Annotated in this window: 15 protein-coding genes; 11 read left to right on the top strand and 4 right to left on the bottom strand. The window is 39.7% G+C overall.

Annotated features, from left to right (window positions below; translation table 11 throughout):
* Positions 1-352 precede the first annotated feature (352 nt).
* Together CWC17_RS07350 and CWC17_RS07345 are read right to left on the bottom strand one after the other, a co-directional pair.
* Complete coding sequence (locus CWC17_RS07350) at positions 353-3,430, bottom strand: efflux RND transporter permease subunit (RefSeq protein ID WP_138612484.1); 3,078 nt, start codon at positions 3,428-3,430, stop codon at positions 353-355.
* Positions 3,431-3,432: 2 nt separating this feature from the next.
* Positions 3,433-4,515 (bottom strand): efflux RND transporter periplasmic adaptor subunit, encoded by a 1,083-nt coding sequence (locus CWC17_RS07345; protein ID WP_138612483.1) that lies wholly within the window; start codon positions 4,513-4,515, stop codon positions 3,433-3,435.
* A 123-nt stretch (positions 4,516-4,638) separates the two neighbouring features.
* On the opposite strand from CWC17_RS07345, the gene CWC17_RS07340 reads away from it, so the two are divergent.
* The 3 genes from CWC17_RS07340 to CWC17_RS07330 all read left to right on the top strand — a co-directional run bounded on the left by CWC17_RS07340 (position 4,639) and on the right by CWC17_RS07330 (position 6,944).
* Complete coding sequence (locus CWC17_RS07340; protein ID WP_138612482.1) at positions 4,639-5,535, top strand: LysR family transcriptional regulator; 897 nt, start codon at positions 4,639-4,641, stop codon at positions 5,533-5,535.
* Positions 5,525-5,836 (top strand): MGMT family protein, encoded by a 312-nt coding sequence (locus CWC17_RS07335; RefSeq protein ID WP_138539983.1) that lies wholly within the window; start codon positions 5,525-5,527, stop codon positions 5,834-5,836. Before CWC17_RS07340 ends, CWC17_RS07335 begins: the two co-directional genes overlap by 11 nt.
* Before the next feature lie 556 nt (positions 5,837-6,392).
* Positions 6,393-6,944, top strand: coding sequence for a diguanylate cyclase (locus CWC17_RS07330; protein WP_138612481.1), 552 nt, complete (start codon positions 6,393-6,395; stop codon positions 6,942-6,944).
* 272 nt (positions 6,945-7,216) lie between these two features.
* Here the strand turns inward: CWC17_RS07330 and CWC17_RS07325 are convergent, their stop codons facing one another.
* A complete protein-coding gene (locus CWC17_RS07325) occupies positions 7,217-8,116 on the bottom strand; it encodes an SDR family oxidoreductase (protein ID WP_138612480.1) in 900 nt (299 codons plus the stop codon).
* 606 nt (positions 8,117-8,722) lie between these two features.
* On the bottom strand, positions 8,723-9,352 hold the full coding sequence (gene trhA, locus CWC17_RS07320) for a PAQR family membrane homeostasis protein TrhA (RefSeq protein ID WP_138612479.1): 630 nt from the start codon (positions 9,350-9,352) through the stop codon (positions 8,723-8,725).
* A 167-nt stretch (positions 9,353-9,519) separates the two neighbouring features.
* On the opposite strand from trhA, the gene CWC17_RS07315 reads away from it, so the two are divergent.
* From CWC17_RS07315 to CWC17_RS07280, 8 genes are all read left to right on the top strand, one after another.
* Positions 9,520-9,879 carry a hypothetical protein gene (locus CWC17_RS07315; RefSeq protein ID WP_138539987.1) on the top strand — a complete coding sequence of 120 codons (360 nt, stop codon included), beginning with the start codon at positions 9,520-9,522 and terminating at the stop codon, positions 9,877-9,879.
* Positions 9,880-10,105: 226 nt separating this feature from the next.
* Entirely contained in the window at positions 10,106-10,384 is a 279-nt protein-coding gene (locus CWC17_RS07310) for a hypothetical protein (RefSeq protein WP_138612478.1), read from the top strand.
* A 223-nt stretch (positions 10,385-10,607) separates the two neighbouring features.
* Positions 10,608-11,189 (top strand): LON peptidase substrate-binding domain-containing protein, encoded by a 582-nt coding sequence (locus tag CWC17_RS07305; protein ID WP_138539989.1) that lies wholly within the window; start codon positions 10,608-10,610, stop codon positions 11,187-11,189.
* A gap of 69 nt (positions 11,190-11,258) precedes the next feature.
* The gene (locus tag CWC17_RS07300; protein WP_055013851.1) at positions 11,259-11,882 is read left to right on the top strand and encodes a sigma-70 family RNA polymerase sigma factor; all 624 of its coding nucleotides are present in this window, start codon (positions 11,259-11,261) and stop codon (positions 11,880-11,882) included.
* Positions 11,875-12,555 (top strand): ChrR family anti-sigma-E factor, encoded by a 681-nt coding sequence (locus CWC17_RS07295; RefSeq protein ID WP_138539990.1) that lies wholly within the window; start codon positions 11,875-11,877, stop codon positions 12,553-12,555. The genes CWC17_RS07300 and CWC17_RS07295 overlap by 8 nt, the downstream gene beginning before the upstream one ends.
* Before the next feature lie 8 nt (positions 12,556-12,563).
* Positions 12,564-13,517 (top strand): YbgA family protein, encoded by a 954-nt coding sequence (locus CWC17_RS07290; RefSeq protein ID WP_138539991.1) that lies wholly within the window; start codon positions 12,564-12,566, stop codon positions 13,515-13,517.
* On the top strand, positions 13,517-14,911 hold the full coding sequence (gene phrB, locus CWC17_RS07285; RefSeq protein ID WP_138612477.1) for a deoxyribodipyrimidine photo-lyase: 1,395 nt from the start codon (positions 13,517-13,519) through the stop codon (positions 14,909-14,911). Before CWC17_RS07290 ends, phrB begins: the two co-directional genes overlap by 1 nt.
* A gap of 1 nt (position 14,912) precedes the next feature.
* Complete coding sequence (locus tag CWC17_RS07280) at positions 14,913-15,341, top strand: nuclear transport factor 2 family protein (protein WP_138612476.1); 429 nt, start codon at positions 14,913-14,915, stop codon at positions 15,339-15,341.
* Position 15,342 lies beyond the last annotated feature (1 nt).

The following is a 15,342-nucleotide window of genomic DNA, read 5'->3' as shown; positions in this document are numbered from 1 at the left end:
CAATTGATCCCGATTACTGCGCAGGCGTGATTCTATTGAGGTAAATACAAGTAAGAATAAGTAAAAACCGAGTAACAAAGACTAAATTGTCCCTAGGCAGAACCCTTCGGGCAGCGCCTGTTTGGCATTTATACGACGTTATCGCCTATTTATGGGGAATAACCACACTACACAGGCTCTGCCTTGCCTAAATACCAAACAGGCTGCTGCAAATTTAACCTCGAAAGATAAACAGGCCACAGTATTAGTATGAGCGTGCTTATTATGTCCATCTTTAACCTCGGTTTAAATAATAAAAAACGCAGCTACGGTGAGGTAAGCTGCGTTTTAAGCGTCCTGTAAGGCTTTTAAATTACTTTCTAGGCTCGTAGTCTATTCTAAATACAACAGTATAAAGCACAGGCACTACGATAAGCGTAAGTATGGTCGCAAAGCCTAAACCAAACATAATCGTTACCGCCATTGACTGGAAGAACACGTCAAATAACAGCGGGATCATACCTAAAATAGTGGTAATAGCCGCCATGGCTACAGGGCGTACACGGCTAACGCCCGATTCAAATACAGCTCGATAAGGCGATTTACCATCGCGAAGCTCAAGGTTTATTTGATCAACCAACACAATACCGTTTTTAATTAGCATTCCGCTTAAACTTAGTAATCCAAGTAGCGCCATAAAGCTAAATGGTGCATTCATTATTAACATGCCCGCACTCACACCTATAATGGCAAGTGGCACTGTAGCCCAAATAACTAAAGGTTGTTTAAGTGAATTGAACAGCAGTACGGTTACCGCAAACATTGCTAAATAACCCAGCGGTAATGAGCCAAATATAGCGGCTTGCGCATCCGATGACGACTCATACTCGCCGCCCCATTCTAATTTATAGCCACGTGGTAACTCTATTGCTTCTACAGGTCCGCGTATGCGAGCAAAAAGCTTGGCGGCAGTTTCATCACCTAATACGTTGTGATCGGCCATAACCGTTATTGTGCGCTTTCTGTCGCGGCGCATAATTAGGCTGTCTTCCCATTCAACTACAAATTCGTCAACCACTTGTGTTACTGGCACAAATACCCCCAGTACTGGGCTGTATATTTGTAAATCGTGAACGCTTTCTACATTTAGGCGCTCATTTGCCGGTGAGCGAGCAATAATTGGCAGTAGTTGTGTACCATCGCGGTATACACCCACTTGCTTGCCCGAAAGGCTAGTAAGCAGCACATCATCAAGGTCCGACTTACTAATGCCTAAGCGGCGCGCTTTTTGTTCGTTAAATTGTGGGCGAATCATTTTAGTACGTGCGCGCCAATCATCACGAATATTATAAGCGCCGTCGTCTTGTGCGATAACTTCTTCAGCTTGGGCGGCTAATTGTCTCAGTATTACCGGGTCTGGACCTGTAAAGCGAGCTTCAATTTTAGCATCGGTTGAGGGGCCAATTTCCATCGGCTTAATTTTAAGCTCAGCTGAAAGGGGCGTACTTTGAGAGTACTCTCGCACTTTTTGCATTACTACAGCTACCGCCTCGCGGTTTTTTACTCTAATAATGAGCTGCCCGTATGACGAGTACGACTTTTGCGGTGCATAAGTGAGCATAAAACGTGGAGCGCCTTGGCCTGTAGTGCTGGTTATTTCTTCAACTAGCTCTTCTTTTTGAAGGTAGTTTTCAAGCTTTTTAATTCCCTCAAGTGTCGCCCTTATGTCAGAGCCTTGTTGCTGCCAGTAATCTACGTAAAACATAGGCGTGTTAGAGGCAGGGAAAAACGATTGTTTAACTGCACCAAAACCAACCACTGCCGAGCAAAGGAGTACAACCATAAGCACAAGCGTGGTTTTACGATAATGCATAGACACATCTAAAAGTGCTTTATAGCCGGTGAAAATAAAGCCTTGGTATGGGTCGTCGTCTTGTTCGCCCTCAGCATTTTTACCTTTTTTAAACTCATCTTGTTTAAACATTAAATTTGCAAAAAATGGTGTAAGCGTAATGGCGGTGATCCAGCTTAGTAAAAGCGATATAAACAACACCCAAAATAAGCTACCGGCAAATTCACCGGTCGCATCTGAGCTCAAGCCAATAGGGGCAAACGCAGTAATACCAATAACTGTAGCGCCTAGTAGCGGCCATTTAGTTTGTTCTACAATATTAACCGCCGCTTTTAACTTAGTTTGGCCACGCTTTAAATTTATTAATATGCCTTCGGTTACTACTATGGCGTTATCTACCAGCATACCAAGGGCAATAATCAGCGCACCCAAAGAAATACGTTGCAGGTCTATGGCAAACAGCTTCATAAATATAAAGGTGCCTAGAACGGTTAGTAATAAAATCCCGCCAATTAAAATACCGCTTTTTAATCCCATAAAAATCAGTAGTACCACAATTACAATGGCAATGGCCTCTACCAAGCTTACAATAAAGCCATCTACCGATTTTTCTACCTCTTTAGGTTGGTTATAAACCGATTTAACATCAATGCCATGGGGGCGCTGGTATTCAAGTTCTGCCAAGTGTTCGTCAATACGTTTACCTACATCGACTACGTTCACGCTATTCATAAACGAAACGCCAATTAAAAGTGCTTGCTCTGAGTTGTAGCGAATAACATTGTTGGGTACTTCTGCGTATTCTCTAAATACTTTGGCTACATCACCTAGGTAAATAAGCTCGCTAGCACCGGGCTTTGATATAAGTAGGGTTTCGAGCTCTTTAACATCTTTAAATTCGCCGGTTGGGTGAAAGCGTATAGACTCATCGCCCACTCTAATTTTACCTGCGTTAGAGACTGTATTTTGAGATTGCAGTAAACCAAAAATATGGCTTGGGGCTATACCGAGCTGCGCTAACTTGCGGGTAGACACTTCAACCATAACTTGTGGCTGTTGTTCACCTGCAATGGTTACTTTACTCACGCCTTTAACAAGTACGAGTTCACGCTTTAAGTAATCGGTGTAATCTTTAAGCTCATCATAAGAGTAGCCATCGCCGGTAACCGCATACATAACGCCGTATACATCGCCAAAGTCATCTAAAATAGTGCTCGGGTAAACACCACTTGGGAGTGAAGGCGCTAAATCGTTAATTTTACGGCGCATTTCATCCCAAATTTGGCGCAGCTGCTCCTTTCGGTAGGTGCTTTTCATTTCTACCGATATTTGCGACTTACCGTTTGATGAAATAGAGGTTACAAAATCAACGTAAGGGAGTTGCTGAATTGCATTTTCAATTGGGAAGGTGACTTCTTCCTCTACTTGTTGAGGTGACGCACCTGGGTACATAGTAATAACCATGGCGGTTTTAAGCGTAAACTCTGGGTCTTCTAGTTGGCCTAAATCAAAGTACGACACACTCCCGCCAATTAACAGCAGTAGTGCAAACATCCAGCTAATTACTTTTTTCTCTATAGAGAGTTGTGCAAAGCTCATAATTATAAGCCTCGCTCTTTATTCCATGGGCGTACTTTCATGCCTTCATCTAATGAATGCACGCCAGCAGAAACGACAATTTGGCCTTCTTTAACGCCGCTCAGTACTTCAATGCCGTCACGGTGTACTTGACCGACTTTAACAGCTTGCTTGTTAACAACGCCGGTTTCGGGGTTGTATATCCACACATAAGCGTTATCTGACACGCTTTCTTTAGCTTCAGAAAAAACCGACTCTATTGGTAAAATAGTGTAAGCCACTTGCGAGCTGGTTACTTTAGATAAATCAATAAATACACGCCCGGTCATTCCTGCAAGGAGGTTAAAGTCTTTAGGAACAGGCAATGAAAAAACAACTTTGTAAGTGAGCGTTGTCGGATCTGCCTGCGTATCCCACTCTTTTAAATCTAAGGTGTATTCTTTGTTCGTAAAACCATCGAACACAACGGTTGGGTGGTAGTCGCTGCCTTTTTTGATACGCGCAATGATTTTTTCAGGAACTTGAATCTCAACATCCATTAAATCGCGTGTTTCTAAGCGTAATATGTTTTGTTTGGCTTGAATGTTTTCAAAGTTTTTAACAAATACTTTGGCAACAGTACCTGCAAATGGAGCGCGCAATTCGCTGTATTCTAAATTAGTTTCAGCAATCTTAAAGGCTGACTCTGCCACTTGCATATTAGCCAATGCTTCATCGTACTCTGATTGGCTCGCTATTTTTTTCTCGTATAGTTGCTCAATACGACTAAGTTGCGATTTAGCAAGTTCATAACGGGCTTTTCTATCGTCGTACTGTAATTGAAAATCTTCTGGGTCGAGTTTTGCCAAAAGCTGGCCTTTCTCAACTTCTTCACCTGCTAAAACCGGAAACTCTACCAATTCACCATTTACTCTAAATGCTAAGTATGAGCCTTGGTTAGCAACCACTTCAGCAGGAAAACTGCGCACATTTGTTTGCGAATCATGTCCTATATTGAATAACTTTACAGGCCTAATGGGCTCTTCTTTTACTTGCTGCTCTGGCTCTGAACAGGCCATTAAAGTAAGTAAAGTCGTAGTAAGTATACATAGACGAAAGAGTTTCATGTCTTCTCCGTGGCAATGATGGGCAAAATAATTAAGTGCAGGATACGCCGCAACCATATAAAATAAAATTCATTAAATTTTAGAAACATAATAAGTTTTATTTATGATCATGTTGAGCGCAGTATGAAGCTGAATCAATTACAAATTTTAGATGCCATTGTACAAAGTGCAAGTTTAAGTGGCGCGGCGCTTAAATTACATAAAACTCAGCCTGCACTTACCTTAGCAATTAAAAACTTAGAGGCAAAAATTGGCTTTGAATTACTTGATAGAACCAAGTACCGATTACAGCTAACTGAAAAAGGGCGTGTTTTTCACCGCGAAGCACAACAACTATTGCATGCAAATGATGAGCTGGCACAGCTTGCTAAAGAGCTTGCACTCGGTAACGAGCCACAATATCGCATTTGCTACGAACAAATATGTCATAAAGACAGTTATAACGAGATCATAAGTAATACTTTTAGATTATTTAAGCGTACAGAGTTTAATTTAACCAGTGGCAAACGCTTTGTTTCTTTAGAGCAGGTAAATAGTGGGCAAGTTGAGCTAGGCATAGGCCCATGGTTTGATTTGTTTCATGCAACAGGGCATTTAGAAAGTTTGCCTATTGGTAAACTAAATATTGGTATTATTGCATCTACTAATAAATACCCTAAGCACATGACCTTTAACGAGCTACAAAATTACCCGTGTTTGGCCATGTTTGAAAGCGACTTAAGCATAGACAGCGACAAGCTTTCTTACTCAAAAGGGTCTGCCTTAATGAAGATTGATGATGTAACCAATTTAAAGTCGTTTTTGCTTGCGGGTGCTGGCTGGGCAATGATGAATATAGACTATTGCGCCCCTGAAATAGAAGCCGGGCTGTTGCAGCAAATACATATAAACGACAGAGAAGATCAGTTTGGTATAGAAGTGCGTGCATTTAGGCGTGATGCCATACATCATGGGCCCGTTGCCCGTTCCATTTGGGAGCAATTTAAAGTACTCAGTGAGGCGTACGTGAATGAGCGCTGATATCGATAAAGAAACCCTCATCTATACCATTATTGCAAATATACCTGCAGGTTTTGTAGCAAGTTATGGGCAAGTAGCCGCGCTTGCCGGTTATCCGCAAAATTCACGCCTAGTAGGGCGGCTTTTAAAGCAAATGCCTGATGACTCTGTTATACCGTGGCACAGAGTAGTAAACAGCCAAGGAAAAATATCATTCCCGGCAGGCAGTGATAAATACCAAGAGCAGCGCCAAAAGCTATTATTAGAAGGGGTTAGCTTTAAAAACGACAAAGTAAATATGCGCGAGTGTAGATGGCAGTAGTAAACGTACTATCGTAAAAGAAGCTTTTAAAGGCTGCTTTATTACAAGTGTGCGGCTTACTTTTTTGTTTTAGCTATCGTAAATCTACAACAAATAGGGTTTGTCAGCTTGTAGTTTTCCCTTCAACACAACCTTCTTAACTAGCTTTGTGAATGAAAAACTTACAATGATAAGCGATATATTTTCTACTTTTTCCACAACAAAAATATACACGGCAAAGTAAAAAACATCTCATAACCTACCTATACCTAAGATGGCATTTAATCAATTTAGCATCGAAATTTGGCATAACACTTGAACTACTTATTTGCTGTAAATAGATATTGAGCAGACCAAATGTCGGCTCATGGGCGCGTTTTAAGTGGTATCTCATTTACATAAAGGTAAAAGCGTAAAAACGTAAGTAATCCTCAAGCCATCTTAAAAGTGAATGATAAACTATTTGAAAAGTACGGTTTTTCACATCGCGAATGATGAATGAAGAAGCTGATGAAGTGTAGATATATAGTTTTAAGCATGAGGGTTTTTAAAACCAAATATTAAGGACTAACAAACTATGACTGACCCAACTTTATTGATTTTAATGTACTTTGTGATCCCTGTTTGGGTTGCTGCTGGCATTGCTGATTGGTTTTGTCATCGACGTAATAATATCTCTACAACCAGCGGTGCTAAAGAGTCATTTATTCATTTATTAATGTTTGCCGAAGTGGGCATACCGTTAATCCTCGTTCTAATTTTTGAAGTTAATAGTTTGATTATTGCCATTTGTATTGTGCTGTTTTTTCTACATGAGCTTACAGCAATGTGGGATGTAACTTATGCGGTAAGTAAGCGAAGGGTAGGTCCGATAGAGCAACATATACACAGTTTTTTAGAAATGATACCCCTGTTAGCTTTGGTATTAATTGTTGCGCGCCATTGGGAACAATTTACCGCTTTATTTACTCCAGGTGGCTTTCCTCCTGACTTTACGCTGCAATTAAAAGCCTCTCCTTTGCCAATAACTTACTTGGCAACGGTGCTATTTATAGCACTTGCGCTTGAATTTACGCCTTATTTAGAAGAGTTCATTCGCGGAATACGTGCTAAAAAAGATAACACTTAATCTGTTTAACTTATTTAAGCAGTTAATTTATACGTGTCTAACTTGGCGCGCTCTTGATCACACTGAGCTAAATAGTGCTGTATGAGCACCGGTTTTTAGTACTAAGCTAAGGTGCTGTCTAAGGCATTGTTAACCAAAGCCACACCAATACTTAGTGGGGCTTATTTAGGTATGATTAAAAAAGGCTAGGTAATAATAGCGGCTTATATACGCCGCTATTATTTTATAAAATCAATAAGCTGATATTAACTAATATGAGAGAGCCTGCATGATTAAGGTAGATGCTGCCCACCTGTCACACCCATTATTTCAGCGGTAATGTAACTTGACTCTTGCGACGCTAAGTATACATAGGTGGGTGCTAGCTCAGCAGGCTGACCTGGTCTGCCAAGTGGCACGTTATCACCAAATTCAGGTAGTTTTTTAGCCGGTTGGCCGCCACTTTGTTGAAGTGGGGTCCAAATTGGCCCAGGAGCAACCCCATTAACCCTAATGCCTTTATCAATCACCATTTTTGCTAAACTTTTAGTAAAGCTTGTAATTGCGCCCTTAGTCGATGCGTAATCAAGAAGCCCAGCAGAGGGTTGATAACATTGGATAGAGGTTGTATTAATAATACTTGCGCCAGGTGGCATATGTTTTACCGCCGCTTTTGTTATCCAAAACATAGCAAATACATTTGTTGCATATGTTTGGCAAAATTGCTCGGTAGATAAATCGTCTAGCTCTGCAACAAACTGTTGTTTACCTGCATTATTCACTAATATATCGATTGAGCCTAAGTTTTCAATGCTTTGAGCCACAAGGTCGTTACAAAAACTCTCATCAGAGATATCGCCTGCAATTCCCCATGCTTTGCTACCGCTGGCTTTTAAGATATCGAGTGTTTCTTTCGCATCGGCTTCTTCGCTGGCTAAGTAATTAATAACCACATCGGCACCTTCTCTGGCAAATGCAATGGCAACCGCTCTTCCAATGCCTGAGTCGCCCCCAGTGATCAACGCTTTACGACCCTTTAATCTATCGCTACCTACATAGGTATCTTCGCCGTGATCTGCTTTAGGTTTTAAAATTCCATCTAGGCCTGGGTCTGGTTGATCACTGTCTTTTTCGGTCCGTCCCATTTGGTATTGGCTTCTAGGGTCTTGCATCGTAAATTGGTTAGTTGGCATATCAACGTCTCCTTTAACGTAAAGTTTAAGTTGGATTAACTGCATGTAATCACAAAGAGCCTAATGGGATATAACGCAGCAATGCGTGTTACCTATCTCTTTGCTTGGCGGGAATCGACGTAAAAGTGAGTGTGGTTGTAAAATATTGAGTATAAGTAGCGACTTACTAATGTAGCACTTGCCTTAATTGTAGAGTCAGCTTGTATTGCGCCCACTTTGTATCTCCTTTATGTATTTGCTTGGCCAAAGTTTCATTGACCATTTATATTGAAGGAGCAATAGATATGCCATAGCGTTACATTCAAAATATTAAGCTATGTCACTTATTTTAATGTATTTATTTTTAAACTAGGAAAAGTGTAAGTGGGTAAAATGGGTAAAATGGGTAAAAAATGGATAATAGTACCGAAAATGTTACAAGCTGTTTATCGAGCTAGTAAATTAGGCGAGTAAGGACAATGATAGGCTTATAGACAACGCCGTAAAAAACAGCGTTTTTAATTAAAGCTTAGGTGATATCGCCTAAGCTAAAACGAGCATTTACGTAAAAGGGTAGCCAAATTAATGCGGTTTATGTGCATGGTATAAAATGACTAATTACATGTATTAATACACGTAATTAGTAATTGAAATGTAGTGGCAAACGCACCCAGCAATCACAAACAAATGCCAAATAGCATGGCTAAATTGAGTGCTTTTAGCGCTATAAAATAATGTACCTAAGCTATAAAAAATGCCACCGGCCAGTAACCAGTAAAGTGCTTTTACATCAATATTTAAATAAAGCGGGTATACAATCGCGAGTGCAAACCAGCCCATAAGTAAGTAGGTAGCCAGCGATATTTTTTTATTACCATTTTTAACCAGCACTTTATAAGCAACGCCGCTAATTGCTACAGCCCATATAAAGCTAAGCGTACCCCAAGACCAAGCGCCATTAAGGGATAGTAACAAAAATGGGGTGTAAGTACCGGCTATTAATACGTAAATAGCGCAGTGATCACACTTTTTATAAAAAGCGCGTATTTTTGGCTGCACACTGGCGTGATAAAGTGTGGATGATAAAAACAATACAAATAAACTAGCCCCATATACAGCGGTGCTAATATAAGCTTTTACGCTGGTGGCTTGTTTAAATAAATCCCACATTACAAACACAGCAAAAAATATACCCAGTGCATGGCTTAGTACGTTGAGTTTTTCTTCTTTGCGAGAATAGGGTGCATCTATAGTCATACTAGTCCTACCACTAATCAATTGAACTTGAGTGTACAGGTGTACGCTCAATGTTTCAATGCCATCACTGTTAATGTAAATTAGTCTGGTTACTTTTATTGATTTTAAAAGGAATTAATCGGTTATAGTGTGGTCGTATAGTCACAATCAATTAAGGCACGTTTATCATGAAAAAAGAGCTCAAAGCCGTTTTACTTACTGCCATTGTGTATCCTGGGGCAGGGCATTTTTCGCTTAAAAAGCATTTAATAGGCTGCATTTTTGCAGGTGTATTTACGCTACTTTTGTTTATGACATTAGGTGATATTTTGGCTGTAGCGCAATGTAGTGCAAATGAAATTTTAGCAGGTAAAATCCCAATGACGGCTTCTGGCATTTTACAAGCTGCTCGTAATCCATCAGGTGAATGTGCCCAACTTGGGGAATATAAATACCTTCCTTTAATGGTGGTTATTTGGTTATTAAGTATGGCTGATGCCTATCGGTTAGGTAAAAAAATGAAATTAGCTAAACACGCAAAAGAGTAACGCAGGGAGTTACTTTTAGTTGTAAAGAGTTAAACTTTATTTATTTACTAATAATTAGTCAAAAAATTAAAAAGGTTAGTTAAATTAACTAAGCCTGAATGCTGCATTGCTGTATGGTTTTTAATATAGTCTTTATATATCAATGATTTAATTTTTATTTTTCTGTTGGCACAACCCTTGATTATGTTATTGCGTCTAAACAATATACACAACAAGGAATACCATTATGAAACTTTCAATTAAAATCGCTATGGCAAGTTTATTAGTATTAGGTTCTTCGCAGGTACAGGCGAGTGAAGTGGACTTAGATGTAACTGATATTATAACGCAAAACGTAACAAGCTATATTAACCAAGCAACGGCAGAACTCGAGCAATCAATTTCGCAGAACCTTAGTTTTGATGCCCAAGCAGTTCTTGAGCAATTAGTTAATCAAGCGCAAGAACAAGCTGACGTTACCACGCAGTCTACAATGGCGGTAACTACACAAGTTAAAGCTAAATAAGTGTAAAAGGATAAGACGATGAGCAACGAATTAGGGTTATTTGCACTTATGTTGGCGCCTGTTGTAAGCATGATGAGTGTTTACTATATGGTTCAAGTTATAAAAAGTATGGGCAGTTGGATTAACTTTTAAATAATGGGAAAATAATTCGATTTAGGTAAGCTGATCGACTTAGTAAAAGCGCACGTAAATAATGGCAGTGTAATTTAAAGAAGTAGACTTTATGAAACGTGCGATTTTCCCATTACCAATATTTGTGCTACCTGAAGGCTATACGCGTTTACGTATATTTGAGCCTCGGTATTTAAACATGGTAAAAACCGCACTACAAAATAACGAAGGTTTTGTTTTGTGCACTTACCAGCACGATACGCCATTTAATATTAGCGCTCAGGGCTGCTTAGTCGATATTATCGACTTTGACCAAGACCTTAGCAATATGCTACTCATTGATGTGTACGCTGCTAAAACCGTGCAAATAAATGACGTATATCAAGATGAAAGTGAATTGCGCCATGGCTTATTAAGCGATTGCAATACGCCGTATTGGTACAATGACTCCCACAGTGATATTTCGGCCGATAATCAACGTTTGTCTGATTCTTTGCAGGACATATTTTTAAGCAATCAAGAGCTTTCGAGCCTATACAGGCAAACTAAATTTGACAATTTAGCTTGGGTTGCCGCGCGCTGGCTTGAATTATTACCTATATCTATTGATAAAAAACAGCAACTTGCGTTCGAAAGTAACTTTGCTAACTTACTAAACTTCCTCCATACTGTGATTAACAATGAATTTGCCTAAAATAATGTGATCTGCTTTAAATTGCTTAGCGTATAGATGTGTACAAAAGCATACACGGGATTAATTATTATGGTAAGTCAACAACCTTCACAACGTTGTGAACCTAATACAGGTAAATATACTGCCATGCCAGAAACGCCAAGTGCAGAGCTTATGCAAGCTTTGCTTGATGTAGCTACTTCGCGAGACAAAAGAGCGTTTGCTTACTTATTTGAATATTTTTCGCCAAAAATTAAACGCTTTGGAATAAAGCAGTTTGGTTCAGAGGCACAAGCAATGGAGCTTGTACAAGAAACATTAACCTCAGTTTGGCGTAAAGCACATTTGTATCATAGCGATAAAGGGGCTGCAACGACATGGGTATATACCGTGATGCGTAACGCTTCATTCGACATGCTTCGTAAAATGAAAAGTAATAAAGAAGAAAACATAAGCGAAGATATTTGGCCACTTATTAACGAATCTCAAGATACAACACTTGAATTTAGCGACCATTTGGAAGACCAGCAAATTAAACGTTACCTAGATAAATTGCCAGCTGCACAGCGAGAGGTAGTCAGAGGCGTTTACTTTCAAGATATGTCGCAAGAGCAACTTGCTCAACAACTTAATATTCCTGTAGGCACGGTAAAATCACGATTGCGTTTAGCCTTGCAAAAATTACGTAATGAAATGGGAGATCAGCATGATTAAACATCACCCTAGTGAATCTTTACTAGCACAATATTGTTCAGCGCAGTTACCTGCATCGTTAAGTGTTGCGGTTTCTATTCACGTTGATATGTGTCCAGTTTGCCAAGCAAAAGTAGCAAAGCTCGAAGCCGCCAATGCAAATGATGTATTTAGTGAGGCGCTTGATGTGTCTAATGAATTAAATCTGAGCAATGATTTACAAACATCAGATTTTGACATCGACCTGTTAGATTTAATCACTGCTGATGCTAGCATTGATGAAGTTTACGAAGTTGAACCAGTAACTGTACAAGTCAATGAGCACAACTATGAATTACCTCGCGCTTTGACACGCATTTCTCATGGGCGTTTTACCCAGGTGGGTAAGCTTGCTCGCTCGCGTGTTGCTATTGATGATGGCCCGCTGCGATCAAGCCTTTTACATATTGGTGCAGGAGGAGAGATCCCAGAGCATACTCATAAAGGCTTTGAGGTAACCCTGTTACTTGATGGTGAGTTTAGTGATGAAGAGGGAAGTTACGTGCCAGGTGACTTTATTTGGCAAGATGGCTCTCATCAGCATACTCCACTTACAAAAGATGGCTGTTTATGCTTTACAGTAGTCAGTAGTGCGCTACATTTTAATAAAGGGCTCAGTAAGTTACTTAATCCTATAGGTAACTTGATTTATTAAGAGAATTTATGCAAACAGACACAATAAAAATAGGTATTAGCGCCTGCTTAGCAGGCGAGAAAGTACGTTTTGATACAGGCCATAAAAAGTCTAACTTTTGTATGGATGAACTTGGAAAACATGTAGAGTACACGCGTTTTTGCCCAGAAGTAGCTGTTGGTTTACCAATTCCTAGGCCAACTATTCGCCAAGTCCGTGTGGGTGATACAATAAAAGTATGTCGCCCAGATGGCACTGGCGATGTTGGGCCTAAGCTAACTGAATACGGTAAAAAAGTAGCTACAGAGCAAGCTAAAAACCTAAGTGGTTTTGTTTTTTGTGCGAAAAGCCCAAGCTGCGGTATGGAAAGAATTAAAATTTATAACGAAGCGGGCACCGGCAACACATCTGAAGGCGTTGGTTTTTTTGCTGAGCAAATAATGAAGCACAATCCATTATTACCTTGCGAAGAAAACGGTCGCTTAAATGACATGCACTTACGCGAAAACTTTGTAATGCGGGTGTACGCTTACAAACAGTGGCAGCTATTAGCTTCTGAACCGCTTACAGTACATAAGCTTACTCAATTTCATTCTCAATATAAGTACTTATTGATGGCTCATAATTATCAAGCCTACCGCGACTTAGGTAACTTACTTGGTACTTACAAAGGTGACGATATTAACGCTTTAGCAGATGAGTACATTCTGGGGTTAATGAATGGCCTTAAAAAGCCTGCATCGCGTAGGAATAACTGTAATACGTTAATGCACTTGCAAGGTTACTTTAAAAAAGATTTATCTAAGATTGAAAAGCAAGAATTGCGTGACGCAATCGATGAATACCGTCAAGGTTTAGTTCCTTTATATGTGCCACTTACTTTGCTAAAGCACCACCTTAAAGTACACCCTAATGAGTACCTAGAAAAGCAGGTGTTTTTTAATCCTTACCCTAATGAACTAAAATTACGTTACGGCATATAATGAATACACTTTTTTGGTTTAGGCGCGATCTGCGCCTTTTTTCTAACGAAGCGCTTATTGAAGCGCTAAATAATGGCGCTAAACAGGCCATTTTTTTTATCTGCGAAAAACAATGGCAACAACACAATGCCGCTCCCATTCAAATTGACTTACTAAAAAGACGTCTTAATTACATAAGTGAGCAGCTTGCGCAGTACGCAATAGAGTTTCACATTATTGATGCACCTTACTTTGCTGATTGTGAAAGTGCGCTTTTATCATTTTGCGATAAACATCAGGTAGAACATGTAATTGCCAATAAAGAGTACGAGTTAAATGAAGTCAATCGCGATGCGCAAATACTCACAAAATGTGATGAAAAAAATATCACGTTTACGCTTTATGAAGGCGATGTAATAGCACCTGTAGGCACTGTTAAAAACCAAAGTAACGAAATGTATAAGGTGTTTACGCCGTTTAAAAAACAGTGGCTTAAACAGTATCAAGATACTCACTTTAGTTTACTACCGTGGCCTTTAAAAAAGCTGGCAGAAGGTAAAAACAATTCACCGGTATTAAAAGGCGATGGTAGCTCAGAAAAATGGCCTGTTGATGATGACAGCTTAGCTACCATTGTTGATAATTTTATTTGCGACAAATTAAGTAGTTACGACGATCAGCGTGATATACCTAGTATCAAGGGCACTTCGGGTTTAAGTCCGTATTTAGCGCTGGGTATTATAAGCCCAAAGCAGTTACTCGTTAATATTCAAAACCGCTACCCAGATATTTTAACTACCTCTAAAAGTAAAACTTTTACTTGGATAAACGAGCTAATTTGGCGCGAATTTTATCGTCATTTAATTGCGCAATTTCCTAAGCTTTCTCGTGGTGATAACTTTAATGAAAAATACAATAGCGTAACATGGCGTAAAAACGAGGCTGACTTTAAAGCCTGGTGCGAGGGAAAAACAGGTTACCCACTCGTTGATGCTGCAATGAGGCAGTTATTTCAAACTGGGTGGATGCATAATAGATTAAGAATGGTGGTTGCTAGCTTCTTAACCAAACATTTATTAATTGACTGGCGAGAGGGCGAATCGTTTTTTATGCAGCATCTTATTGATGGTGATTTAGCCTCTAACAATGGCGGCTGGCAGTGGGCTGCAAGCACAGGCTGTGACGCGCAACCTTATTTTCGCGTGTTTAATCCTATTACTCAAAGTGAGCGCTTTGATCCTAATGGTAAATTCATACGTAAATATTTGCCAGAGCTTGAAAAAGTGCCAGATAAACATATTCATTTTCCTCATGCCTATTTAGCGTCAATAGGGGCGGATAAGCAATGTTACTGGCCGGCAATCGTAGATCATAAAGCAGCTCGCGAGCGTGCAATAGCTGCATTTAAGGGGTGATATGGAAACAGCATTACCGCTAGAAAAATTTGTAGAAATATATCAACAACTCGATAAATCAAACCTGCATTTGCTTAATGATATTTACAGCGAGCAAATTAAATTTAAAGACCCAATGCACGAAATACACGGGCTAAGCGAGCTTACCCGATATTTTTCTAATCTATATAGTAATGTTAAGCATTGTCAGTTTGATATTAGCGACACCTACGAGCGTGATGATAAAGCATTTTTGTATTGGACTATGCATTATGCCCACCCAAAGCTGGCTTCTGGCAAAACTATATCGGTAGAAGGGCACAGTAAGCTGGTTTTTAAAGAAGGTAAAATTATTAACCACCGCGACTATTTTAATGTAGGTGAAATGCTATACAAGCATATTCCCATTTTGGGTGGCATTATAAATTACATAGACAAACGAGCAGGGTAGC

Origin of the sequence: Pseudoalteromonas sp. S3785 (genome assembly GCF_005887365.1) — a bacterium.
Taxonomy (GTDB): domain Bacteria; phylum Pseudomonadota; class Gammaproteobacteria; order Enterobacterales; family Alteromonadaceae; genus Pseudoalteromonas.
The sequence above is the reverse complement of the archived record's forward strand: the minus strand, read 5'-3'. Positions and strand labels throughout refer to the sequence as shown.

Bases quoted from the DNA above. Each gene is read 5' to 3' on its own strand.
- CWC17_RS07330 (WP_138612481.1), top strand. From the start codon at position 6,393: ATGACTGACCCAACTTTATTGATTTTAATGTACTTTGTGATCCCTGTT.
- CWC17_RS07335 (WP_138539983.1), top strand. From the start codon at position 5,525: ATGAGCGCTGATATCGATAAAGAAACCCTCATCTATACCATTATTGCA.
- CWC17_RS07340 (WP_138612482.1), top strand. From the start codon at position 4,639: ATGAAGCTGAATCAATTACAAATTTTAGATGCCATTGTACAAAGTGCA.
- CWC17_RS07315 (WP_138539987.1), top strand. From the start codon at position 9,520: ATGAAAAAAGAGCTCAAAGCCGTTTTACTTACTGCCATTGTGTATCCT.
- CWC17_RS07350 (WP_138612484.1), bottom strand. From the start codon at position 3,430: ATGAGCTTTGCACAACTCTCTATAGAGAAAAAAGTAATTAGCTGGATG.
- CWC17_RS07345 (WP_138612483.1), bottom strand. From the start codon at position 4,515: ATGAAACTCTTTCGTCTATGTATACTTACTACGACTTTACTTACTTTA.
- trhA (WP_138612479.1), bottom strand. From the start codon at position 9,352: ATGACTATAGATGCACCCTATTCTCGCAAAGAAGAAAAACTCAACGTA.
- CWC17_RS07310 (WP_138612478.1), top strand. From the start codon at position 10,106: ATGAAACTTTCAATTAAAATCGCTATGGCAAGTTTATTAGTATTAGGT.
- CWC17_RS07305 (WP_138539989.1), top strand. From the start codon at position 10,608: ATGAAACGTGCGATTTTCCCATTACCAATATTTGTGCTACCTGAAGGC.
- CWC17_RS07325 (WP_138612480.1), bottom strand. From the start codon at position 8,116: ATGCCAACTAACCAATTTACGATGCAAGACCCTAGAAGCCAATACCAA.
- CWC17_RS07300 (WP_055013851.1), top strand. From the start codon at position 11,259: ATGGTAAGTCAACAACCTTCACAACGTTGTGAACCTAATACAGGTAAA.
- phrB (WP_138612477.1), top strand. From the start codon at position 13,517: ATGAATACACTTTTTTGGTTTAGGCGCGATCTGCGCCTTTTTTCTAAC.
- CWC17_RS07280 (WP_138612476.1), top strand. From the start codon at position 14,913: ATGGAAACAGCATTACCGCTAGAAAAATTTGTAGAAATATATCAACAA.
- CWC17_RS07295 (WP_138539990.1), top strand. From the start codon at position 11,875: ATGATTAAACATCACCCTAGTGAATCTTTACTAGCACAATATTGTTCA.
- CWC17_RS07290 (WP_138539991.1), top strand. From the start codon at position 12,564: ATGCAAACAGACACAATAAAAATAGGTATTAGCGCCTGCTTAGCAGGC.